26 protein-coding genes are annotated in these 23352 nt (G+C 58.9%); 8 read left to right on the forward strand and 18 right to left on the reverse strand.

What is annotated here, in order from left to right; all coding sequences use genetic code 11:
- The first annotated feature begins 92 nt into the window (after positions 1-92).
- Positions 93-872: a L,D-transpeptidase family protein gene (locus Q0837_RS05990; protein ID WP_298466418.1), complete on the forward strand. Its 780-nt coding sequence runs from the start codon at positions 93-95 to the stop codon at positions 870-872.
- 1 nt (position 873) lies between these two features.
- Here the strand turns inward: Q0837_RS05990 and Q0837_RS05995 are convergent, their stop codons facing one another.
- From Q0837_RS05995 to Q0837_RS06010, 4 genes are all read right to left on the reverse strand, one after another.
- Positions 874-1731, reverse strand: coding sequence for a MoxR family ATPase (locus Q0837_RS05995; RefSeq protein WP_298466420.1), 858 nt, complete (start codon positions 1729-1731; stop codon positions 874-876).
- 117 nt (positions 1732-1848) lie between these two features.
- A complete protein-coding gene (locus tag Q0837_RS06000) occupies positions 1849-3150 on the reverse strand; it encodes a serine hydrolase (RefSeq protein WP_298466421.1) in 1302 nt (433 codons plus the stop codon).
- Positions 3151-3197: 47 nt separating this feature from the next.
- Positions 3198-3773: a hypothetical protein gene (locus tag Q0837_RS06005; RefSeq protein ID WP_298466422.1), complete on the reverse strand. Its 576-nt coding sequence runs from the start codon at positions 3771-3773 to the stop codon at positions 3198-3200.
- Positions 3770-4294: a sigma-70 family RNA polymerase sigma factor gene (locus Q0837_RS06010; protein ID WP_298466423.1), complete on the reverse strand. Its 525-nt coding sequence runs from the start codon at positions 4292-4294 to the stop codon at positions 3770-3772. The genes Q0837_RS06005 and Q0837_RS06010 overlap by 4 nt, the downstream gene beginning before the upstream one ends.
- 110 nt (positions 4295-4404) lie before the next feature.
- On the opposite strand from Q0837_RS06010, the gene Q0837_RS06015 reads away from it, so the two are divergent.
- Positions 4405-5625 carry an alpha/beta fold hydrolase gene (locus Q0837_RS06015; protein WP_298466424.1) on the forward strand — a complete coding sequence of 407 codons (1221 nt, stop codon included), beginning with the start codon at positions 4405-4407 and terminating at the stop codon, positions 5623-5625.
- A 12-nt stretch (positions 5626-5637) separates the two neighbouring features.
- Here Q0837_RS06015 and Q0837_RS06020 read toward each other — a convergent pair whose 3' ends face one another.
- The 5 genes from Q0837_RS06020 to Q0837_RS06040 form a co-directional block, all read right to left on the reverse strand.
- Entirely contained in the window at positions 5638-6579 is a 942-nt protein-coding gene (locus tag Q0837_RS06020; protein WP_298466425.1) for an alpha/beta fold hydrolase, read from the reverse strand.
- A gap of 197 nt (positions 6580-6776) precedes the next feature.
- On the reverse strand, positions 6777-7151 hold the full coding sequence (locus Q0837_RS06025) for a hypothetical protein (protein ID WP_298466426.1): 375 nt from the start codon (positions 7149-7151) through the stop codon (positions 6777-6779).
- Positions 7144-7686 (reverse strand): hypothetical protein, encoded by a 543-nt coding sequence (locus Q0837_RS06030; protein ID WP_298466427.1) that lies wholly within the window; start codon positions 7684-7686, stop codon positions 7144-7146. The genes Q0837_RS06025 and Q0837_RS06030 overlap by 8 nt, the downstream gene beginning before the upstream one ends.
- Positions 7683-9674, reverse strand: a complete 1992-nt coding sequence (gene parE, locus Q0837_RS06035; protein ID WP_298466428.1) for a DNA topoisomerase IV subunit B — start codon at positions 9672-9674, stop codon at positions 7683-7685. Before parE ends, Q0837_RS06030 begins: the two co-directional genes overlap by 4 nt.
- Positions 9675-9730: 56 nt before the next feature.
- Positions 9731-10939 (reverse strand): penicillin-binding protein activator, encoded by a 1209-nt coding sequence (locus Q0837_RS06040; RefSeq protein WP_298466430.1) that lies wholly within the window; start codon positions 10937-10939, stop codon positions 9731-9733.
- A gap of 80 nt (positions 10940-11019) precedes the next feature.
- Here Q0837_RS06040 and rsmI point away from each other — a divergent pair, with 80 nt between their 5' ends.
- Genes rsmI through gshB form a run of 3 tightly spaced genes read left to right on the forward strand, consistent with a single transcriptional unit; the run spans position 11020 to position 13157 of the window.
- Entirely contained in the window at positions 11020-11835 is an 816-nt protein-coding gene (gene rsmI / locus Q0837_RS06045) for a 16S rRNA (cytidine(1402)-2'-O)-methyltransferase (protein WP_298466432.1), read from the forward strand.
- Complete coding sequence (locus tag Q0837_RS06050; protein WP_298466434.1) at positions 11832-12188, forward strand: YraN family protein; 357 nt, start codon at positions 11832-11834, stop codon at positions 12186-12188. The genes rsmI and Q0837_RS06050 overlap by 4 nt, the downstream gene beginning before the upstream one ends.
- A gap of 18 nt (positions 12189-12206) precedes the next feature.
- A complete protein-coding gene (gshB, locus tag Q0837_RS06055) occupies positions 12207-13157 on the forward strand; it encodes a glutathione synthase (RefSeq protein WP_298466436.1) in 951 nt (316 codons plus the stop codon).
- A gap of 505 nt (positions 13158-13662) precedes the next feature.
- On the opposite strand, the gene Q0837_RS06060 is transcribed toward gshB, so the two are convergent.
- Both Q0837_RS06060 and hemW read right to left on the reverse strand, forming a co-directional pair.
- Positions 13663-14562, reverse strand: a complete 900-nt coding sequence (locus tag Q0837_RS06060) for a tyrosine recombinase XerC (protein ID WP_298466437.1) — start codon at positions 14560-14562, stop codon at positions 13663-13665.
- The gene (gene hemW / locus Q0837_RS06065; protein ID WP_298466439.1) at positions 14559-15710 is read right to left on the reverse strand and encodes a radical SAM family heme chaperone HemW; all 1152 of its coding nucleotides are present in this window, start codon (positions 15708-15710) and stop codon (positions 14559-14561) included. Before hemW ends, Q0837_RS06060 begins: the two co-directional genes overlap by 4 nt.
- Before the next feature lie 183 nt (positions 15711-15893).
- Between hemW and Q0837_RS06070 the strand changes: the two genes are divergently transcribed.
- The gene (locus tag Q0837_RS06070) at positions 15894-16547 is read left to right on the forward strand and encodes a CAP domain-containing protein (protein WP_298466441.1); all 654 of its coding nucleotides are present in this window, start codon (positions 15894-15896) and stop codon (positions 16545-16547) included.
- Positions 16548-16559: 12 nt separating this feature from the next.
- Here Q0837_RS06070 and rdgB read toward each other — a convergent pair whose 3' ends face one another.
- Both rdgB and rph read right to left on the reverse strand, forming a co-directional pair.
- Positions 16560-17192, reverse strand: coding sequence for an RdgB/HAM1 family non-canonical purine NTP pyrophosphatase (gene rdgB, locus Q0837_RS06075; protein ID WP_298466443.1), 633 nt, complete (start codon positions 17190-17192; stop codon positions 16560-16562).
- Entirely contained in the window at positions 17189-17902 is a 714-nt protein-coding gene (gene rph / locus Q0837_RS06080) for a ribonuclease PH (RefSeq protein ID WP_298466445.1), read from the reverse strand. The genes rdgB and rph overlap by 4 nt, the downstream gene beginning before the upstream one ends.
- Positions 17903-18004: 102 nt before the next feature.
- Between rph and hrcA the strand changes: the two genes are divergently transcribed.
- Together hrcA and grpE are read left to right on the forward strand one after the other, a co-directional pair.
- Positions 18005-19048, forward strand: coding sequence for a heat-inducible transcriptional repressor HrcA (hrcA, locus tag Q0837_RS06085; protein WP_298466447.1), 1044 nt, complete (start codon positions 18005-18007; stop codon positions 19046-19048).
- A 27-nt stretch (positions 19049-19075) separates the two neighbouring features.
- Entirely contained in the window at positions 19076-19666 is a 591-nt protein-coding gene (gene grpE / locus Q0837_RS06090) for a nucleotide exchange factor GrpE (RefSeq protein ID WP_298466449.1), read from the forward strand.
- Between the two features lie 76 nt (positions 19667-19742).
- On the opposite strand, the gene Q0837_RS06095 is transcribed toward grpE, so the two are convergent.
- From Q0837_RS06095 to Q0837_RS06115, 5 genes are all read right to left on the reverse strand, one after another.
- Entirely contained in the window at positions 19743-20906 is a 1164-nt protein-coding gene (locus tag Q0837_RS06095) for an indoleamine 2,3-dioxygenase (protein WP_298466451.1), read from the reverse strand.
- A gap of 78 nt (positions 20907-20984) precedes the next feature.
- Entirely contained in the window at positions 20985-21653 is a 669-nt protein-coding gene (locus Q0837_RS06100; protein WP_298466452.1) for a crotonase/enoyl-CoA hydratase family protein, read from the reverse strand.
- A 130-nt stretch (positions 21654-21783) separates the two neighbouring features.
- Positions 21784-22278: a GNAT family N-acetyltransferase gene (locus Q0837_RS06105; protein ID WP_298466454.1), complete on the reverse strand. Its 495-nt coding sequence runs from the start codon at positions 22276-22278 to the stop codon at positions 21784-21786.
- Complete coding sequence (locus Q0837_RS06110) at positions 22271-22792, reverse strand: vgr related protein (RefSeq protein ID WP_298469810.1); 522 nt, start codon at positions 22790-22792, stop codon at positions 22271-22273. Before Q0837_RS06110 ends, Q0837_RS06105 begins: the two co-directional genes overlap by 8 nt.
- Positions 22793-22797: 5 nt before the next feature.
- The gene (locus tag Q0837_RS06115; RefSeq protein ID WP_298466456.1) at positions 22798-23301 is read right to left on the reverse strand and encodes a copper chaperone PCu(A)C; all 504 of its coding nucleotides are present in this window, start codon (positions 23299-23301) and stop codon (positions 22798-22800) included.
- Positions 23302-23352: the final 51 nt, after the last annotated feature.

The raw sequence follows: 23352 nt of genomic DNA on the forward strand, positions 1-23352 counted from the left end.
TATTCGTAATCGCCCTTGTGGCGAGCTCCTGCGTGCCGCATGCGAGAGGCGCGGAAGTCGAAACGGACGAAAGTGTTGCAATAGAGTTGCCGGTGCCGGCTCCAACCTCAGCACCCACCCCCGACCCCCCTCCGCAAAAGTTCGTCGAAGATGTTCTGGATGACGGCGTTGTGATCGTGGTGAGCACGTCATCGCAGCAGATGCACGTATTCCGCGACGGCGGTCTATGGCGGACGAGCCCCGTTTCGACAGGCAAGCGAGGCAAGGAAACTCCGTCTGGCGTTTTCGCGATCCTCCAGAAAAAGAAGTTCCATCGATCGAACCTCTACAACAACGCGCCGATGCCATTCATGCAGCGTCTGACCTGGGATGGTATCGCAATCCATGCGGGCAAGCTTCCCGGCTATCCCGCTTCGCATGGCTGCATTCGGCTACCGAGCGCGTTCGCGAAAGAACTGTTCCGCGTGACAGGTCACACCTCGACAGCCGTGATTGTTGTCGATGAGCCTCTTGCGAATGATGAGGATGCTCTCGCTTTGGCGAAGCAGACTGATGCGGCGATTCCGATCAGTCCTAAGCTGCTGGCGAAGAAGCCGCCTGTTCGCGCGGCCGCAAAACGCACGATCCCTGCACGCAAAAGTGGTGCGGGTCAGACGATCCAGTTGGCAGCAACGCTCTCGCCTGAACTTGCAACCGCCCGTTGGGACTCGCTGGTGAAGCGCAGGCCGGAACTGGCCGAGATGCGTATGGCTGTCATCCCGGCAGTGGTGAATGGAACGCAATTCTACCGCTTGCGTGTTTCTGCATCGGACGCGCACGCCAAATGTAGCGCGCTGAAACGCGCTGGCATTGAGTGTTTTCCTGTCGGTTAGATCAGCTCGGGTTCCGCCGCGCCATAAAGGCGAGCCGTTCGAACAACATCACATCCTGCTCGTTCTTGAGCAGCGCGCCGTGCAGCGGTGGAATTGCGCTGTTGGGGTTGCTGTCCTGCAGCACTTCAAGCGGCATGTCTTCGTTCAGCAGCAGTTTCAGCCAATCGAGGAGCTCGCTGGTCGATGGCTTCTTTTTCAAACCCGGCACGTCGCGCAGCTCGTAGAAGATATCCATCGCCTTCTTCACCAACGTCTTTTGAATGTCCGGGAAGTGCACGTCGATAATTGACTGCATGACGTCACGATCAGGGAACTTGATATAGTGGAAGAAGCAGCGGCGCAGGAATGCGTCGGGCAATTCTTTCTCATTGTTTGAGGTGATGACGACAATCGGGCGTTCGCGCGCTTCGATCCGCTCCTGTGTTTCGTACACGTCGAAGCTCATACGATCGAGTTCCTGCAAGAGATCGTTCGGAAACTCGATGTCGGCTTTATCGATTTCGTCGATCAGCAGCACGGGCAGTTCGGGGCTGGTGAAGGCCTCCCAAAGTTTGCCCTTCTTGATGTAGTTGCGGATGTCGTGGACGCGCTCTTCGCCCAGCTGACCATCGCGTAGGCGAGCGACGGCATCGTATTCGTAGAGGCCCTGTTGCGCCTTGGTGGTCGATTTGACGTTCCATTCGATCAGCGGCGCGCCGATGGCTTTGGAAATCTCGTGCGCCAGAACGGTCTTCCCGGTTCCGGGCTCACCTTTCACCAGTAGGGGGCGGCGCAGGGTCACTGCAGCATTGACCGCAACTTTAAGATCTTCGGTGGCGATGTAAGAGCTGGTGCCTTCAAAGCGCTGCTGATCGGTCATGCGGTTCCCTCTCGTCTGAAATGTGGTTTGATTGCGTTTGGCAACTGAAATTTGTGCGCTGCGATAGGGGGAGGGCCGCGCCCACGCAAGAGGAACAATGCTATCGGATTTGCGAGGCTAGTCGCGCGGGAGGGACAGAATGCGCTGTGCGATCAGTTCAAGCGTAGTCTGTTCGATATTCGCTTCGGGATTGCTCCAGCTAAGTGTCAGAACGTGCCCTTTCCCCTTGGGGTCCACCAACAACCAAGTCAGGTTGAGCACACCGGGCTCCGAACCGCCCTTATATCCGATGTAGTCCCATCTCGCGCGGATTGGCGGTGGCACGGAAGGGTTGATCGCAAGGATATCGTAGGTCGTGTCATCGGCGTAGGAGCCCATATACTGGAAAAGGTTTTCCAGATCCTTCGCGCTGCCGAACCATTCGACATCGATAGCAACGGGACCGCTCAAAAAGGCGCGCGCTACCTGCCCAGCTCCGGGAGGGTTGTCTTCCAGGCCGCCGAGTATTTGGGCGCGTACTTCGGCGTCGGCTGCAGAATAGGCTGAAAGCCTTGCTCGATCGCCGCCTTTCAGCAGGAATAGCTCGCGCGTGGTCAGGAACGGCTCGTTCAGATCGGCGGCAGAATGACCGCTCGCATCCAAGATCTCATCCAGACGGCCTTTGCCGACGAGTTTGATCAACTGATCCGTCGCGGTGTTGTCGCTGATAGAGATCATCAGGCTGGCGAGTGTGTGTAAGGTCACTGGCGCGCCATCTGGCCAGTCCTGCATCATGCCGCTTGGAAAGCTCTTTGTGTCAAGCGCGACGACATCATTCCATGAACGCCCCCCCTTCCTGACATCCTGAGCCAAGGCGGCGAGAACATAGAGTTTGAAGGTGGAGCCGAGCGCCATTTGCTTCTCGGGATCGACCGAGATTAATGGAGGCCCGCCACCTACGGGAGCGAACAATGCGCTCACTTCCCCTGGCAGAGCGCGTAGGTCGGCTTCGATCTTCTCGGGAGAATCGTCCACCGGCTCGAATTCCTGGAACAGCAGCTCGCTGATACGGTTGTCATCTGCCGGGTCGATAGCGATTCCGCCTTTCGCGATCGCCCGTTCAAGGCGAATGTGCAGACCGGCACGTGTCTCATTGATTGGGTAGAGACCTTCAACCGCGATGGCCGCGCCGAATTGAGTGGTGAGCTGCTGAGAAATCGCTGCGAGCTGCGAAATCGGCACCGCAGCAAGGAAGCCGTCGGTAAAGATCCCTTCTGGCTCGATCTCGCTGTTAAGCAGCGCAACTACCTGCTCGCTGCGGATACGCAGCTGGCTCTTTTCTGCCTCTTCCGTTTCGGCAGATGGGGCTTCTTGAGCAATCACCGGAGTTGAGAACGCAAAAAACGAGGCGAGAATGAGGGCGAGAAACGCACGGGTCATCTTCCGGTTAACTCCTGATTTCGTGATGTTTAAGACACGCGGCAGGCTCACGCCAGAGCCTCCATCGAAAGCAGCTTGCGCTTGAGCGTACGCGCGGCCCACATATTGGCAAGGGCAACCGCTCCGAACACGCCGAATGTGACCGCCGCAGGACCGGCCAACCCTTCCAATGCACCGACCCACCCCGTGCGTTCGGCGACTTTCGCTATCACGACGAAGTAAAACCCAATGACACCAGGCAGCAGCGGCGCGATATACCAGAGTGGCACGGCCCGCAGAGCCTCGTACTGGCGGCGATATTGCCGGGTGAGATAAGCAAGGCACGGTTCCTCAGGATGGCGAACCAGATTGCTCGCCCGCTTGTTGAGGTTCCACATCACAATTGCCGTGCCAACCACCACTAGGGCCATCGTCAGCGCCATGAGGTTCTCACCTTCGACGAAGAATTTGACCGCCAATGCTCCGAAGATCGCGCCGACCAAAGCGCCAGCGCCGTATTCGGTGATGTTACGGATCCGGATGCGCCGTTCGAAGCTGTCTGCTCGCTTGCTGCAATCGATGGGATCGCTGAACGCGGCATCGGGTGCCGCATCGCACCAGCCTGGGATGGGAGGATTGCTCATGGATTGGTTCCTTGATTTGAACTCATGGTGAAATGGTCTGCCAGCAGGGCTTTGGTGCGGTGTACCCGGACACCTACCGCGGAGGGTGAAAGACCGGTGATGTCGGCAATGTCTGTGCCGCTTTCGCCCTCGAGCCAAAGTACGATTACCTGTGCGTCGAGCGGCGGAAGCTGCTGGATCAGGGCGGCGACTTGCGAGAGCGCATGCGCCTCGGCAGCTTCAGCTTCGGGATTGCCTGACGCGGGCAGTGTCTCGATTTCTTCGAGCGGAACCTTTTTTGGCCCCCGCGCCGATTTCGAAACGTGATCCGCTGCGACATTGTGGGCGACCCGATAGACCCAGGTCTTCAGCGCGCATTGGGCCTCGAACCGCTCAAAGCTGCTCCACAGCGCACAGTGTATGTCCTGTTCGAGGTCGCGCGCCTTATCGGGATTGCGCTCCACCGCCCGGGCGAGACGCGCAATGGCTGGGGCAAACTGGTCGCCCGCCTCGCGATAAAGCTGTTCCTGCCGCTTGGTCATACCCGTTTAGTCTTGCCACGCAGAGATTTCTTACACGGAGCCGGAAAAATATGTCGCTCTGCGCAAATTGAGTGCAGGGTTGATTACAACAGACTTTGGGAGACCTGACGATGCCGATGCAGACACTTTCGATCCCGACGCCAAGTGGGCATGCTCTCGAGGGCGCGCTCGAAATGCCAACGGGGCTGGTGCGCGGAGCGGCGATCTTTGCGCATTGCTTTACCTGTACCAAGCAGAGCAAGGCCGCGATCAGCGTGTCGCGCGCGTTAGCAAAGCAAGGCATTGCTTGTCTGCGGTTCGACTTCACCGGTCTAGGCGGGAGCGAGGGCGATTTCGGGCGCGCCGGTTTCGCTGCCGATATCGCTGATCTGGTGGCGGTGGCCGACGATCTTTGCACCCGGTTCGAAGGAAAGTTGCTGCTTGTCGGGCATAGTCTAGGCGGTGCGGCGGTTCTAGCTGCCGCCCACGAACTCGGGAGCGAGAAGGTTGCCGCCGTTGCCACAATCGGCGCGCCATCGGATGTTCCGCATGTCCTGCATATCATCAAGGGCGATCACGAGGCGATCAAACGCGACGGCGCAGGTCCGGTCACGATTGGCGGGCAAAGTTTTTCGATCAGCCGCGAATTCCTCGAGCGAACCGAAACGGTGAACTTGCTCGATCTGGTGAAGGAATTGCGCCTGCCATACCTCGCGCTGCATTCGCCGACCGACACAATCGTCGGTGTTGAGCATGCCAGCGCACTGTTTGCGGCGGCGTTTCACCCAAAGAGCTTTGTAAGTCTCGCCGGCGCGGATCACTTGCTGACCAAGAGCACTGATGCGGAGTTCGCAGCCAGCATGATTGCGAACTGGGCGCATCGCTACCTGCCGCTGCGCGAGGACTGGCCGATGCCGGAAGAGGGTGTGGTCGTGCAAACAGGCCACGGGAAATTTGGGACTGAGGTCCACACGGCATCGCATCGCTTTGTCGCCGACGAGCCGCGTTCCTATGGCGGCGACGACACGGGGCCGACGCCCTATGATCTACTGCTCGGCGCGCTGGGCACGTGCACGGCAATGACGATGAAAATGTACGCCGACCGCAAAGAATGGCCGATGACTGGCACTCGCATCCATGTGACGCATGAGCGCAGCCACGCCGAAGACTGCGGGCACATCGCCTATGAGGAAGAGGGGATGGAAGTTCAGGCGCTTAACCGCGTCATAGAGGTGCTCGGTGACGATCTAACCGATGAACAGCGTACCAAGATTATCGAGATTGCCGACAAATGCCCGGTCCACAAAACGCTGGAAGGGCATCTGCATATCCACACCGAAAGCCAAAGCTAGCGCCGCACCTGCTCACATGATGGGGCGACACGGTGCGCCTTCGTAATCCATCCGCGCGTCGATCTTGAATCCCGTCAGGCCATCGTCGTTCAGAAGGATGCTTCGGTAGAGTGGCGGTTCTTCGTCTCGAAGAAACGCCCTCAAATCCTCACGCACCTGACAACTCTTCAGAAAGTCGTTGTGCCGCAGCAAGCCCTTCGCATCGGAAGGGCCAGTATCGACGACCGCCAAGCCTTCGCGCGGCTCGGTCAGGTGGCAGTTGCCATCCTTCCCTAAGTCCCGGCGATTGAACACGACATCGTGTTTGCAATTGGTCGATCCGAGACGCGAATAGCCATTCACATTGCGTGAAGCACGAAGCGCCTGATCCTTGCGCGAGGCGTAGATCAACAGTTTTCGATCATGTCTCAGCACCTGATCGACCATACCACCCTGGCGCAGCGCCCGGTGCCGGTCGACATCGGGGGAGGCTAGGGCGACACGCCTGATCGACTGCGGAATGGCCTTCTTGTCGCGATCGATCGCAATCACCGCATTGGTCAACGCCTGGGCGCCAAGCGAGTGGGACACAAGCGTGATATCGCTCGACAGATGGGTCAGGCGGGCGATTTGGCGCGTGATCTCGTCCTGCGCCCAGGCGATACTCGCCCGGTCGCTGATGTAAGCGGCGGCTTTGTCGCGCGACGGCCAATGCAACAGCACGAGCGGAATATCGTCGCCTGCGAGCGCGCGGACTTCGGCGGCGTCCATATGCGCCTCGTCAAAGCCGGTTGCGTAGCCGTGGATGAAGACAATCAGGCGCCCATCAGCCTCAGGTCGACCAACCGCCTGTTTCAGTGCGGCGAGCCAGCGAACCTCGGAGTGTTTGGCAAGAACAGGATCGTCTGGTTCCTCTCCCACAAACTGATAGCTGCCCGTTCCATAAGTCGGCTCGGTATGCCGAAACAGTTCCATTGCGAATTGCGGTCGGCTGCAGTTTGGGATCGCTGTCGAATGGAAGAAGGAAAGCTGGCGAAGCCCATCCTCCGGCTCGGCGACGTCTACCTCGGCGCAACCCTGTGTCAGAGGGAGTGGATCAGGCGGCTGCAAGGCGCAGGCGGAAAGGCCGAATGCTCCAGCTGCCACGGTGCAAATTCGGATGATCGTTCGTTTCACAAACGGTCGCTGACCCCAATGCAGATGAGCAGGAACTGAATTGCCATCACAATGATCGTCGCGCTGCGCCAGCCTGTGCCGGCCCGGCCAATGCCCCGATCCCACGACCAATGCAGAATGCCGAGGCTGGCAACGCCTGCCAGCAGGATGGTGAACCATCCGCTCTTGGCGACAAACACAAAGAAGATCATCGAGATCGCAACCGTCTGGATCAGGACGGCCGCCGCGAACCACGCAATCGGTATCGGCCGATAGGACGCGTCGGGAATGTACCAATCGGGCATCGAACTGTCTGGACGAGAAATACGCCGATCGCCCGCCATGATGTCTTCCTCGCGCGGGTCGGGGTAGTCGTCTTGGCGGTCAGTCATCAGTGCGCACCCGGACGAAGCTGCCGCCATACCAGTTTCCAGTCGGCACTCCTGCATCGTCATACTGCACTGAGCGCATGACATATTCATTGTCTGACACCCAAGTGTATGTGTATTTTCTGGAGCTTCCTTGCGGCTCATCGGTGAAGCGAATGCTGAGCATCAAATCGCCATTCTCTTCCATCCGACCAGTTCCGCGACCTAACCGCGCTTCGCCGAAATGGGACAGGTGAGAGACTGCGCGTGTCGCAGGAATCACGGCCCACAGAATGTGCCCTCGGAAGTCGACGGCATCGACCACGCAAAGCACGGACTTGTCTGTGTTGACGCGGGAGCAATTGGTGCGGTGACCAGGAATGGACAGAGTCTCGACCGTCTTGCCGTCCCATACTTGCTGAAACTTGTCGTCCTTCAGCTTCCATTCGCCATCGAAGCGCTGAAATGGGTAGGGCTCTTCCAACACATTTCGCTCAGCCGCACTCGAAGTGGCTATCAGTGCCGCTGCCGCGAGAGCGATTGTTGCCGTCAGCTTCACGCGTCAATCATATCGCGATCAACATCGCTGGCGTGGTTCTGGATGAAGTTGAAGCGGTGTTCGGGATTGCGGCCCATCAGCTCATCGACCAGCCGGGTCACGCTCGCGCGGTCTTCGAATTCCTGTGGCAGGGTGATGCGGATCAGAGAGCGAGTTTCCGTGTTCATCGTGGTTTCGCGCAGTTGCTGCGGGTTCATTTCACCGAGGCCTTTGAACCGCGAAACTTCCACCTTCTTGCCCTTGAAGACCGTTTCTTCGAGCTGCGTCCGGTGCGCTTCGTCGGTGGCGTAGCGGCTCTCCTTGCCCGCCGTCAGCTTGTAGAGCGGCGGCTTGGCGAGAAAGAGGTGCCCCTTGCGCACTAAGTCGGGCATCTCCTGAAAGAAGAACGTCATCAGCAACGTGGCAATATGCGCCCCGTCGACATCGGCGTCGGTCATGATGATCACGCGGTCGTAACGCAGGTTCTCTGCGTCGCAGTCCTTGCGTGTCCCGCAACCGAGCGCGAGCCCGAGGTCGGCGATTTCGGAGTTCGCCCGGATCTTGTCTGCTGTGGCCGAGGCGACGTTGAGGATCTTGCCCCGGATCGGCAGGATTGCCTGCGTCTTGCGATCGCGCGCCTGTTTGGCGCTGCCGCCCGCAGAGTCTCCTTCGACGATGAAGAGCTCGGTCTCGCGGTCACCTTCGCCCGAGCAATCGGTGAGTTTGCCAGGCAAGCGCAGTTTCTTGGCATTGGTCGCGGTTTTGCGCTTGATCTCGCGTTCCTGCTTGCGGCGCAGGCGCTCATCCATGCGCTCCATAACCTCGCCGAGCAGCGCCTTGCCGCGCTCCATATTGTCGGTGAGGAAATGGTCGAAGTGATCGCGCACGGCGTTTTCGACCAGCCGCGCGGCTTCTGGCGAAGTCAGGCGGTCCTTGGTCTGCGACTGGAACTGCGGATCACGGATAAAGACACTGAGCATCACCTCAGCGCCGGTCATCACATCGTCGGCGGAGATGTCCTTGGCCTTTTTCGTGCCGGTTAATTCGCCGAATGCCCGCAGGCCCTTGGTGAGGGCTGCGCGGAGGCCTTGTTCATGTGTGCCGCCATCGGGGGTCGGCACAGTGTTGCAATACCAGCTCGTCGAGCCATCCGAATAGAGCGGCCATGCAATCGCCCATTCCACCTTGCCCTGTGAAACGCCGTCATCGTTCTCAGGGAACTCCTGATTACCGGTGAAGGGCTGAGAGGTCACACATTCGCGCGCACCAACTTGCTCTGCAAGGTGATCGGCGAGGCCGCCGGGAAACTTGAACGTGGCCTCGGCAGGCACGTCCTCGCTGACGAGGCTTTCGGCGCATTTCCAACGGATTTCGACTCCGGCGAAGAGGTAAGCTTTGGATCGCGCCAGCCTAAACAGCCGATGCGGTTTGAACTTGCGGTCTCCGAATATCTCGCTGTCCGGCGTGAATGTGACCATCGTCCCGCGCCGGTTGGGCGCGGCACCCAGCTGTTCGATCTTTCCGAGGGTCTGGCCCTTGGAAAATTCCTGAGCGTAGAGCTGCTTGTCGCGCGCGACCTCGACCCTTGTGTGAGACGACAGCGCATTGACGACGCTGACACCGACGCCGTGAAGACCGCCGCTGGTCGCATAGGCCTTGCCCGAAAACTTGCCGCCCGAGTGCAAGGTAGACAGGATCACTTCAAGCGTCGACTTGCCCGGAAACTTGGGATGTTCGTCGACAGGGATGCCGCGGCCATTGTCCGAAATGCTCAGGCGGTTGCCTTCTTCCAGCCGAACTTCGATCCGGTTGGCGTGACCCGCGACTGCCTCATCCATCGAGTTGTCGAGTACCTCGGCGGCGAGGTGATGCAGTGCGCGGTCATCGGTGCCGCCAATATACATGCCCGGGCGTCGGCGTACCGGCTCGAGCCCTTCGAGAACCTCGATAGAGGAGGAGTCGTAGTCGCCGCTTGATGTCGGCGTGTTTTCAAACAGGTCGTCGGACATGCATCCGATATAGGGCGTGCGCCCTACCGCTCACAAGCTACTGAGTTTTCTTTTGCTCAGTTGCCGAAGCTGGTTGGCGCCGCGTCTACAGCGATGACCTGATTGCCGCGCACTTCGCGAACCTCAAGCGCACGTTCGACGACGCCGTTGCGGCCAAAGCGGAATGGTCCATCGACACCCAAAAAGCCCCCGCTGTCATAAAGCTGGTTCTTCGGGAAACGATTTCCGATCCGCCAGTCGCGCGCCACGCGCAGGGTCAGCAGAACGGAATCGTAACCCAGCGTCGCAATCCGATACGGCTTACCGCCGAACCGTGCCTCATAGCTATCTGAGAAGCGCCTGTACCGGCTATCGGAAACTGCCGAGAACAACGCACCATTGATCGCATTCGAGCGGGTGAGGGCCGACTCGCCGCTCCACAGCTCCGTTCCAAGGACCCGCGTATCGCCGCTTTTCTTGAGTTCACCGGCGGCTTGCACCGCAAGACGCGCTCCGTCGGCGATCAGAACAGTGTCATAGCCACCACGTGTGCGAAGACGCTGCGCCGCGCCGACAATCGACGTATTGCCGCGCGCATAGCGCTCAAACGCGGCCAGTGTTCCGCCATGCTGCCTGATGGAACTGGTCAGGGCGGTGTAGGACCGCTGACCATAATCGCCTTCGGGTAGAAGCGCTGCGAAGTTGCTCGCGCCCTGCTGCCGGGCATACCGCACGCTTCGGTTGATCGATTGCTCAGGAATATGTCCCATCACGAACACGTCGGCACTGGCGACGGTCGTGTCGTTAGAGAATGCGATTGCAGGAATACCCGCTGGTCGTGCTGCGGCTTGCACCGCTGGCACATTGCCGGCGAGCAGCGGGCCGAGGATCAATCGGTTGCCATCGGCAACCGCGCGGCGGGCTGCGGCTGCTGCGCCTTGCGACGTGTCGTAGGTCGTGATGCGCAGGTTGCTGGCATTGGTATCGATCAAAGCCATAGTGGTTGCATTGGCGAGCGATTGCCCGACCGCGCCGGTGTTGCCGGACATGGGCACGAGCAAAGCAACGCGGTGACGCGTCGCATCGGTCGGCAGAGCGGTCGCGCTCGGCTCTGGAGTTGGGGTCGCTTCGGGAATTGAAGTGGTCGGTTCCGCAGTGTCAGGGATGATCTGGCAGCCGCCCAACAGTGCCGCCGCACCTGCCAGCGCAAGCGTCCTGCGGTTGATGACCGATTTCGTTTTCTCGACCAGCGACGTGCCCGAAATGGCTGCGCTTAGAAGCTTCATTCTTGCCGACCCCCGATGGCTGCTCCAAAGGTGGACATGTGAACACGTCTCAACCTGAATCAGCTTATTCTGAACCAATTATGCCCGGTCTCTATATCGTGGCGACACCGATTGGCAATCTAGGCGACATAACGCTCCGTGCGGTCGACGTATTGCGGCGCTGCTCGATGATTGCGTGTGAAGACACACGAGTCACGGGGAAATTGCTGAAGCATCTCGGTGTGTCGACACGCATGCAGCGATATGACGATCACGCCTCGGAAGAACAGCGTGCAAGAGTGATCGACGCGGCGCGGAACGAGCCAGTCGCGCTAGTCAGCGATGCCGGGACCCCGCGTATCTCCGATCCGGGATACCGCCTTGTACGCGATGCGCGCGAAAACGGGGTGGATGTGTTCACCGTGCCCGGTGCCTGCGCAGCTATTGCAGGATTGACGCTGGCTGGATTGCCAAACGACCGGTTTCTGTTCGCCGGATTCTTGCCGGTGAAAGACAAAGCACGCGGCGATGTTCTGGAAGAGCTGGGATCGGTTGCCGCAACGCTCGTATTCTATGAGACTGGCCCTCGACTTGTTCGGAGTCTTGGAGCGATCGCCAGCCTCTGGCCTGAGCGAGAAATTGCTGTGGCGCGCGAACTGACCAAAATGCACGAGGAATGCAGGACGGGTTCGGCAACAGAATTGGTCGAGCACTTTTCCGTACATCCTCCCAAGGGTGAGATCGTGCTCCTTATTGGGCCTCCGGTCGCATCTGCAAGTACAGCGGATCCAGACGAATTGCTGCGGGCCGCTTTGGCAGAGGCCAGCCCGAGCAAGGCCGCAGGGAAGGTTGCCAAAGCGACCGGGCTGGACCGGCAGACGCTCTACGCCCGTGCCGTGGAACTGAAAGCGCAATGACAGCCAAGCGCGAGATAGCGGAGCGCAAAGGGCGGGAAGGCGAAGCGCAAGCTGCGCAATGGCTCAGCACGCAAGGCTGGAAAATCCTCGCCGAGCGCGTGAAGACACCGCTTGGCGAGATTGACCTGATTGCTCGTAAAGATGGCCTCATTGCCTTCGTCGAAGTCAAATGGCGCAAACGGGTTGCCGATCTCGCCACGGCAATCGACGAGCGTCGCTTGGCCAGAGTCGCTGCAGCGGTGGAATGCGTGGCGCATGAATATGCTGGCATGGACGACGATCTGAGAATTGACGTGATCCTCCTTGCACCCGGCACCAGCCCACGCCACATCACCAACGCTTGGCAGCCATAAGCCGCAAGGAATTATCGAATGTCGTTACGCATCGCAGTCCAAATGGACCCGATCGAAGATATCAATATCGCCGGAGATTCGTCGTTCGCGCTGATGCTTTCAGCGCAGGAGCGCGGGTACGAAGTGTTCGAGTATCACGTCGAAAGCCTGACGCTCGATGCCAATGATCGGCTGTTTGCCGAAGCTTATCCGGTCAAGTTGCAACGCGTCGTGGGCGATCATTTTGAGAAGGGTGAAGCCCAGCGGCTCGATCTCGGCAAAGACATCGACGTGGTGCTTATGCGGCAAGATCCGCCATTCCACATGGGCTATATCACGGCGACGCACCTGCTGGAGCGCATCCAGAACGAGACGCTTGTGGTCAACGATCCCGCCAATGTCCGCAATGCCCCCGAAAAGGTGATGGTGCTCGATTACCGCCGGTTCATGCCGCCCACGCTTGTCACGCGCTCGCCAGACGAAGTGAAACGCTTCATGGCCGAGCACGGGGCTGTGGTCGTCAAACCGATCCACGGCAATGGGGGTAAGGCGATCTTCCGCGTGCCGGAAAGCGGCGATAACCTGACAGCGCTATTCGAAGTCTTCAATCAGACCTGGCCAGAACCACACATGGTGCAGCCATTCCTGCCCGAAGTCTCAGACGGTGATAAGCGCATCGTCCTAGTCGACGGAGAGGTCGCAGGAGCGATCAATCGCATACCGGGCGAGGGCGAGTTTCGCTCAAACCTGGCGATGGGCGGCAGCGCAGAGGCGACACAGCTGACCGATCGCGAACGCGAGATTTGCGAGGCAATGGGGCCGGAATTGAAGCGCCTTGGCCTGACCTTTGTCGGCATCGACGTAATCGGTGGCAAATGGCTGACTGAGATCAATGTGACGTCGCCGACCGGGATCGTGGCCATTGATGCTTTCAATGGCACCGATACGGCGGGAATGATCTGGGATGCGATTGAGGCAAGGTTGACGTAGAGGGACATGATTGCGCTAATGTATCGGGCATAAAGGTCTAAACGAGGGGAAATGCCGGCCCATGGGCGAGTATTCAAAGGTTGTCTCCGATGGGATGAAGCGGGTTTGCAGCGCAATTACAAAGATGGTGCAACCATTGGGATACAAACGAGGGAACGGTCGCAAATGGGTCCGCAATGTCGCCGGTATCGAAGAGACCATTTTTCTCTCACGGAGCGGGGCTAACTATGGTGCGCCTTACTCGCCGAGCATAGATCTCCAAATCGATCTGTCGTCGACACGATTGAGCGACAGTGCTCGGTCGTATCTCGGTCGTCACGAAACTCAGCGGATTCGTCGGCCTACGGGATACTGTTACCATCATCGTTTCAATGCAGAGACGGGCAGCACCTATGACAGATGCTTGGAGGAATTGGACTTGTTCGTCATCGAGGTGGCCGAGCCCTGGTTTGAGGAACAACGAAGGGTACTCCGCTAAATAGCCTGCTGGTGTCGCTAGCCGCCTTCAATTCTTCTTCGCCCTGGGATGCGCATCGCGATAGTTCTCAAGCAAGGTTGCCGCGTCGACCTTGGTGTAGATTTGTGTGGATCCCAAGGATGCATGACCGAGCAGTTCTTGCAGGCTGCGCAAATCAGCTCCCGCACCAAGCAAATGTGTGGCGAAAGAATGGCGCAGCGCGTGGGGTGTCGCTGTGTCCGGTAATCCCAGGGCGCGCCGAGCCTTGGCCATCGCTTTCTGAACCAGGCCGGGCGAAAGCGGACCGCCTTTTGCGCCTCTGAATATTGGTTCCTCGGGTGAAATCGGCCAAGGGCATTCTTCCGCGTACCTACCGACTGCTTCGCGCGTCACGGGTAGGATCGGAACCACGCGTTGCTTCCCGCCTTTGCCGGTTACCTGCAGCACGTCACCGAGGGGAATATCTCGCCCTGTCAGCGAAAGTGCTTCGGCGATCCGCAGGCCGGATCCGTACATCAAGAGCAGCACGGCTCTATCCCGAGTTCCGATCCAGTCTTCTTCAGCGGTGCCATCGACAAGATTGGCGATGTTGACCGCTTCGTCGGGCGTGACGGGGCGGGGTAGCCCTTTCTTGAGGCGAGGCCCGCGCACTCGCGGTGCGGCGGGATCTGGATCGCCAGTTTCGGCGCGGGCAAAGGTGATGAAGGCCTTTAGCGCGGAGAGTTCGCGCGCGGCACTCGAATTGGCCAGACCATCGGCGCGTCGGGCGGCGAGATGTTGCCGCAGGTCTGACGCTTCCAGCCCAGCGATATCCTCAAAGGAGGTCAGATCGCGGGCGAACATCAGGCGCTGAGCGGCGGTGCAATAGGCCCGCACTGTATGCGGTGACCGGCGCCGGCTCTCCGCGAGATGCGTGCGCCAGATTTTCAGGGTCTCGGCTACGCTCATGCGGCGACCAAATTGTCGGAGACAAGCTCAGCAAGCAGGGCATCGAGGAGAGGCCGTCCGTCGGGAGCAACGCCCAATCGCGAACCATCCAACCAAATCAAACCCAGCTCGACGTATTGCGCCAGCTTTGACGAATCGATCAGATCGTCACGCTTTCTATCGAAACGTTGCTCCAGCGCCGATAGGTCGACACCCTCCGCCAGCCGGAGTCCCATCAAAAGGGCTTCGGCAGCTTGCTCCGAAACCGGCAACAGGCGCTGCTCCGAGATGCCGTGACCACGTTCGGATACCGCTTGCAGGAAATTCTCAGGCTTCTTGTGCCGGACGGTCGCAAACCCGCCGCGCCTGCCATGCGCGCCGGGGCCGATCCCGGCATAGTCCTGATATCGCCAATAGGTGAGATTGTGCCGACCCTCCTCGCCTACCTGCGCGTGGTTGCTTGTCTCGTAAGCGGGCAGTCCGGCGCCCTCGGTCAATTCCTGCGTCAGCACAAAAAGGTCTGCCGCCGCGTCATCGTTGAGCGGTTCGAACACGCCGCGTCTAACATCGGTGGCGAACTTAGTGCCGGGCTCAATCGTCAGCTGATAAAGTGAGAGATGCGATGTGCCGAAACCAAGCGCTCGCGAAATCTGATCTCGCCATTCGTCCAGCGTTTGGTCCGGCAGCGCATAGATTAGGTCGAAACTGACGCGCTCAAAGTGTTTCTGCGCCGTTTCAAGCGCTTTCAGTGCCTCTAGGCTCCCGTGAAGGCGGCCGAGCCATTGGAGCGTTTTGTCGTCGAGTGATTGTATGCCGAGCGAGACACGGTTGATGCCCGCCTGAGCCAATGCGGCAAAATTTTGTGCCTCCACGGACGAAGGATTGGCCTCGAGAGTGATCTCAATACTATCTGCAAAACCCCAGAGTTTCTCAGCTTCGTTGAGCAGCTCATCAGCCAATTCAGGTGGCATCAGCGAAGGGGTGCCTCCTCCGAAGAACACCGAGGTCAGCGTTTCACCGCTCGCGACCTCAGCTTCAGCCCGCAAATCGGCGATCAGGGCCTTGCGCCATGCATCCACATCGACGCTCTCCCGAACATGGGAATTGAAGTCGCAATAGGGGCATTTCTTCGCGCAGAATGGCCAGTGGATGTAGAGTGCTCGTGCCATCGTCTGCCCGCTATGGGGCGAGCAGGGATGATTGCCAATCCCGATCCCGAATTCCGTTCTGCCTGCTTTCGAACACGCATCGGCATTGGTCCGTGTTTGAAACAGGCTGAGAGGATTTGACGTCCGCTCCAGTAACCTCATGGCCTACCGCGATCTTAACTCGATATTTGCATAGGCGCGGCCATGAAAGAACGCATGATGAAAGTGGGTGCAAGTCGCATGATGGTATCGGCCTTGGCTTTGTGTATTGCGGCTTGCGGAGGCGATGATGCGCCGCCTCCTGCTGCGGCTAGCGCGCCAATTGCTGCGCCCTCTCCAACGCCTTCACCTTCGCCATCCCCGTCGCCCACACCTACGCCGACGCCAACACCCACGGGAGGCGGCACCTCCAGTGCGCAGGATCGCTTGCTGCAATCCATGCTCGCGTCCCACAATCAGGCACGCGCAGAAGTCGGAACACCAGACCTTGTTCTGGATGCCGATCTTAGCCGTCAAGCCTTGGAATATGCGACTGAAATGGCGCGCACCGGATCATTCCAGCATAGCCCGGGATCTTCACGTCCGAACCAGGGCGAGAACCTGTGGGCAGGCACAGCAGGACGCTTCACGCATGAAGAGCAAGCGGCCGGGTGGATCGACGAAAAACAATACTACATCCATGATCGCTTTCCCTATGTCAGCAGCACGGGAAGGTGGCAGGATGTGGGGCACTACACGCAGATTATCTGGCGCAACACAGAGCGGCTAGGATGCGGGATCGCGACCGGTGGCAATCGGGACTATGTGGTTTGCAGATACTCGCCGCCAGGTAATGTGACGGGACAATTCGCTTACTAAACGCGCGATTTTTCAGCTGCTTCCGAACTGATCGGCAACCAGTTTGGCAAACGCATCGGCCCGGTGGCTGATCGCATGTTTCTCAGCAGGTTCGATTTCCGCAAATGTCTGCTCGCGTCCGGTCGGAACGAATACCGGGTCGTATCCAAAACCAAGCGTGCCGCGCGGCGGCCATGTCAAAGAACCGGGGCACTTGCCCTCGTAAATGGCGTGTTCGCCGTCGGGCCAGGCGATCGCAAGAACGCAATGGAACGCCCCGCTGCGGTCGGTATCAGGACCGAACTGTTGCAGCATGCCTTCGACTTTACCCATGGCCAAATACCAGTCGCGTCCCGGCTCGCCTTCGAACCATTGGCGCTCGGCCCAGTCCGCAGTGTAGACGCCTGGGCGACCCTCCAAGGCATCCACGCTGAGGCCACTGTCATCGGCCAGTGCCACAATCCCGGACGCTTCCGCAGCGGCGCGCGCTTTTATCAGAGCGTTTTCGACAAAAGTCGTTCCGGTCTCAGCGGGCTCCGGAAGTCCAAGCGAACCGGCGGAAATGCACTTCAATCCATAGGGATCAAGCAGGGCGGAAATCTCCTTGAGCTTGCCCGCATTGTGCGTGGCAATGACAAGTGATCCTCCGCCCAGCTTACGTGTCATTTCACGGCGTCCAATTGTGCAGCGAAGATTCCGTCACAACCGATCCGGGCGAGACGCAGAAGGCGTAGGAGGCCTTCTTCGTCATACGTCGCACCCTCCGCAGTCGCTTGAACTTCGGCGATTTGACCGCCCGTTAGCAGTACGAAATTGGCGTCGGCATCCGCATCGCTATCCTCAGGATAGTCGAGGTCGAGCACCGGCGTACCTTTGTAAATCCCGCAAGAGATAGCGGCGACTTGCGATATGATCGGGTCTTCCTTGATATCACCAGAAGCGATGAGGCTGTTCACCGCCAGCCGCAGGGCTACCCACGCGCCTGAAATCGACGCAGTGCGCGTACCACCATCAGCCTGGATTACATCGCAATCGAGCGTGATCTGGCGTTCGCCGAGCCTCTTAAGATCGACGACTGCGCGCAAAGAACGCCCGATAAGGCGCTGAATTTCCTGCGTGCGCCCGGACTGCTTGCCGCGCGCCGCTTCGCGGCTGCCGCGCGTGTGCGTCGCACGGGGGAGCATGGAATACTCGCCGGTTACCCAGCCTTCGCCTTTGCCGCGCAACCATGGTGGAATCCGTTCTTCGACGCTGGCGGTGCAGAGCACACGCGTGTCGCCAAAACTGATGAGGCAAGAGCCCTCAGCATGCTTGGTGAAACCGGTTTCAATGGTGATTGCGCGCATCTCGTCGGGCGCGCGTCCTGAAGGGCGCATGTATGATCCTGTTCTAGTTGATTCGGTCTTGGGGGCGGTGTGGCTGGGAACATTCGTTCGGGCAAGACTTGGCGAACAATCTCCAGTCGCTAGATTAGGGCAATGACCTCGCAACCGATCTCCGAAATGACAGAGCGTGCGCGCGAGATTTTCCGGCGCGTTGTTGAGGGGTATATCGATAGCGGTCAGCCGGTCGGCTCGAAGACCTTGGCGTCTGATGGCACCCTAAATCTGTCGTCTGCCTCGATCAGATCGGTTCTTGCTGAGCTGGAAGGGCTTGGTTTGCTGGCCGCACCGCACACAAGCGCAGGCCGGATGCCGACGGATGCTGGTCTTCGCATTTTCGTCGACGGGATGATGCGCGTGGCCGAGCCTACCGAGGACGAGCGCGCTCAAATCGAAGCGCGGCTCAACGAGTCGGGACCTGTCGAGCAAGCGCTCCAGCAAGCGTCTGCAATTTTGTCCGATCTTTCTGGTGCGGCCGGGATGGTGATGGTCCCGACGCGCGAACAACGACTTGCGCAGTTCAACCTCGTTGATCTGGGACAGGGCAGGGCGCTCGCTGTCTTGGTCGGTGAAGATGGCGGCGTAGAGAACCGCGTCGTTGAACTGGGCGGCACCATTTCCTCCAGCGCGCTCGATCAGGCGAGCAATTACATCACTTCGCGGCTGTCTGGTCGGACTTTGGCAGAAGCCGCGCAGGCGATGCGTACTGAAATCAGTGCCGGGCAATCGCAGCTCGATGATGCCAGCCGGGATCTGGTTGAGCGCGGGCTTGCCGTCTGGAGTGAAGATGCCGATGAGCGCCCGGTCCTGATAGTGCGCGGTGCGGCTAACCTGCTGGATGAGACTGCGTTGGACGATATCGAACGCGTTCGCTCGCTGCTCGAGGACCTTGAGGACAAGCAATCGGTTTCTGCCTTGCTCGACAGCGCGCGTGACGCCGAAGCCGCCCGAATATTTATCGGCAGCGAGAACCGGCTGTTCGGACTATCCGGCTCATCAGTGATCGCCTCACCCTATCGCGACCGCGAAGGCCGAGTTGTGGGTGTGCTGGGCGTGATTGGCCCCACGCGGTTGAATTACGCCCGGGTTGTCCCCATGGTTGATCTGACAGCCCGGTCTCTGGGCAAACTTATCGCTTGAACGACCACCCAAGCTGGAACCAAACACATGATTGATAAAGATAAACCGCAAGACGAAGCGGTTGCTGAAGAATTGAAGGGCGTACCGGAAGAGTTCCTCGAAGACGGGGAAGCGGAAGACAACAGCGAAGAGGGTGCAGATGCAGTTGCAGAAGCGCTCGAAAACCTGCGCGGTGATCTCGAAACGGCAAAGCAGGAGGTTCTCTATGCGCAGGCGGAAACCCAGAATGTCCGTCGCCGAATGGAGAAAGACGTCGCTGACGCGCGCAATTATGCCGCGACTGGCTTTGCGCGCGATATCCTGAGCGTCGCTGACAACCTTACCCGCGCCATCGAAGCCATTCCCGACAGCCTGCGTGAAGACGACAAGATGAAGGGCCTGGTGGTTGGCATCGAAGCAACTCAGCGGGAGCTTGAGAAGGTCTTCAAGCAGCACGGCATCGAACGCATCGCTGCGCAGGGACTGCCGCTAGACCCGAACCAGCATCAGGCGATGATGGAAGTCCCGACAGACGAATACGAACCGGGCACCATCGTTCAGGAGATGCAGGCAGGCTGGATGATCAAAGACCGCCTGCTGCGTCCGGCAATGGTGGGTGTGGCGAAGAAGCCGGACTGACTTTTCAGACCATGCTGTGTGAGATGGGTACCGCCGCGTAATTGAGCGCAGTTCCCATCTCACTCGTCTCAACCAGCTAGATCACCTGATCGCGGTTCTCATCACGGTGCTTCTTGAGATACCGCATGAACGGGGTCCCGCCAGTGCCCACGTCCGGGTCGTTCCCAGCAATCGAACCTGCCTGCTTATTGATGTAGCTGGCCGCATATTCCAAGTGTCTGGTTCTGAATCTGGTTGTCTGCTCAAGGCATGCATTGAAGGCATCACGTAGATCGCGATTATCGCTCTCGGCAACATAGCTACGAAGTCGCGAATGTTTGGCAATATCCTCGATAAAGCGCCTGTGCTCGACAGGGCGATAGCTATGAAGCTCGTCCAGAAACGCCTTAAGCGGATCATCCGAATGTCTGACCTGAAACAGAGCATCCATGGCCGGAACAATGCTCGATTGCGAACCGGTTTGACCTCTGAACGCTTGAGGTTTGCCAGCAAATTTTTCGACACCCTCATAGATGAGACCGCCATCTAATGCTGGGTTGTTCGCCCAACCGTGAATATAGGGCCTGACCCGGTGGAAATAGACGTACGGATCGCACCGTTCCGGCATTCTTGCGAAATGCCCGTAAATCCTTTCCCAAGCCGCGTGCATTTCGAGCAAGAGATGCTCGGCATCGCTTGGCCCGCCATTACCATTGGCGATATTGACCAACCGGGCAGCGTTATCGAGCAACACCCCGGCCTCGGCTTCGATTGCTACGTGGACGAGCACGAACCAGTTTTCGTCATCGCCGCCGGAAAAATTCTGGACCATGTAGATGTTGTCGAGCGACAGCGGAGCCGTTTTGTCGAGCCTCGCCCAATTGTCGAGTACGTATCCGGAATAGGGCAGAAGCGGGGCCTGCCCTAGTCGATCGGCCAATGTCACAATCGGACGAGCCAGGTTTGCCGGCAAGCGCTCTGGAGGTTGTTCCTCACCCCAGGCATAGGCTTGAGTGAGGAAGCTGTAGCGAACCATCGCCGTGCGGATTTGTGGTTCTGGCGCAGTACGGATCCAGACCTCAATGCTCGGATCGGGTAACTGCTCCAGCCAATGTCGCGCTCGTCCGGATGACAGCAGTCCCGATAGATTCTGGGCTGCCTTGCAAATTTCGTCGAATTGCGCTGGCAATTGGATTTCGTCGATTTCGTAATGCGAAAGGAAGCCGCGCTCGCGCGACAAGCCGTAGTCTTTGATCTCCATGTTGGTTGCTCTGTGCCAAGCGCGGGTTTGGCCGCTTGGACCGGCAGAACGTATCAAGTGAAACCAGTGCGTTCAAGATTAGCCGAAATCGGGTAGCGGACTCGCTTCAATATCCGCAATCAGCTGCGCATTCATCGCCGATTTGTTGGCGTTGAAAGCGCCTGCATTCAGCGTTTTCATGTGGGTCAAGGCGGCTTCCATTGCTGTTTCCACGCCATCCGGTGCGACCACTTGATCGAAATATCCAACTTCGCGTGCTTCGTGCGGTGAAAACAATTGAGATGTCGCTACTGCCTTGCGGCCCAGAGGACTAAGCCGCGCCGCGCCCAGGATCATCGGGTAGATGGGTAGCGCCATGCCAATCGCGCTTTCATTCATGCCGGTGACGAATTCGCCCTCGGTTCCGATGGCCTTGTCCGCTGAGAGCATCAGGAATGCGCCCATGGGGTAAGCGTGGCCTTCGCAGACGGTCACAACTGGGGCCGGGTGGCGAAGAATTGCGAGAATTGCGTCCTTGCCAGCCTGAAGCTGCGCGGTTGCCACTTCGGGTCCGGCGGCGAACCCTTTAAGATCGAAACCGGCTGAGAAAATGCCTTTCCGACCGCGAATTGCGACTGGACCGAAATCTCCGGCGCATGCAGCCAAAGCAGTGACCAGCGCATTGAGTTTTTCCTTGTTTAGCGCGTTCACCTTGCCATCGTCCAAAGTGATAATATGCGCGCAATCGCGCTTTTCGGTCGTGATCATGGTGTGCTCCCGTCAAATTCTCTTCGCCAACGCGATATCGGCTGAGCCAATGGGATCAATAGCGATTTTGAGCATGCCGCTACGGCGCGCTACGGCGTTCCGCGAAGAAAATCTTGGGGAGAGCTAAACACTAGAGCGCCAACGTCATTTGAAGATTGCATCGGGCGTAGGGTGTTTGCCACGCTTCATCTGAGTTGAGGTGCACGAATCCTTTTCGCTCGTAGAGAGCGGTCGCGGCCTCAAGCTTGTCGTTGGTTTCGAGCCAGACATTGGTCGCGCCGCGGTCGCCAGCGACGTCGATCAGGCGGTCCAGAACGGCTGCGCCGATACCTTGCCCCTGTGCCGATGGATCGGTCGCCATCTTGACGATCTCCATCCAATTCTGGCCATCGTCGGGAGCCAATGCAGCGGGCAGGATCGCGCCGGTACCAACCACCCAACCATTGGCATCCGCCACGGCGATATAGCCGCCGGGATCAAGGATCGTCTGCTGCGGCCGATCGAGCTGATGCCGGTCTTTCTCTTCCATACCGAACATCTCATCAATCCAGCGCCGGTTCAGCGCCGCGAATGCAGGCGCGTCTGCCGGACCGAATTCGCGAATGTTCCAGTCGATCTTAGCCATGTGTTGCTCCCGGAAACCGTACTAGCACATCGTAGGCAGCCTTGTCGGCAATGCCGGCCACTTTCGCACCATGGCGGAGCCAGAAGGCGTGCTTCACAATCTCGGCCTGCTGCTCGATGCCATAGGCGGTGAAGGGCTGACCGGGCTTCAAACTATAGCCATAGCGGCAGAAGGGATGGCGGTGGAGCAGCAGATACCAGTCACCGCGTGTCTGCGTCTGCCAGACATGGGTAAGCTCGTGGATAAGAAGTCCCTGACGCACCATATCGGCGGACGAGAAATCATCGCAATACGCCGCGCCGTCCGGATGAAAATGCAAATGGCCTCGCGGGGCCATCGTTATTCTACGTGGCTGAAACGGGAAGAACTTCCGACGCCGAATTTGCACCGCGCCGTAGTCAATCGCGTCGCCAAAAACGGTGCGCGCGATGTCAACTTCGCCGGGCGTCAGCGACCGCTCACCGCCAACCGGGCAAGCCGGGACGGTGAGCGTGTCGCTCGATGCCGAAGAGATGTCGTTCAGCGCTCATCCCCGGCAGCGCGGATGTCGGCTTCGAACTTGTGCCGGTCGCCGCCCGATATCTTGAGAGTGACTTCAGCTTTGCCGCCGGGCTGCAGATCGGCGGATGGTTCGAAGGCCATGACGTGCAATGCGCCAGGCTCGAATGTAATTTCCGACCCGTTGGTGACGGCTATTGGTCCGGCTTCGGCCATCGTCATCTCGAAATTGTATTCCATCATGTCGTGAACGGTTGCGCTGGCAGCGCCTTCAACTTCGGCCCCACTGATCGAAATGCCGCGGTCGCCCTCATAGGCGACGTCGAAATAGACCGCTGCAGGATTGCCCTCGACCGGTGCCAACATCATCCGAGCGTTGGTCACGGTCAGGCCCGGCACGACGCCTTCAACCTGCTCGACCGGTGCTTCTGTTTCGCCGCACGCTCCGAGTGCCATTGTCGCGGCGAGCGCGCCCGCCAACATCAATCCGCGCATTTTCGACCCCATGTTTGTTGTAACTGTCATGTTGTTGTCCCCTCCTGAGATAGACGAAAAACTAGAGCGCCCGATCTCTTG

This window comes from uncultured Erythrobacter sp., from assembly GCF_947499705.1.
Taxonomy (GTDB): Bacteria; Pseudomonadota; Alphaproteobacteria; order Sphingomonadales; family Sphingomonadaceae; genus Erythrobacter.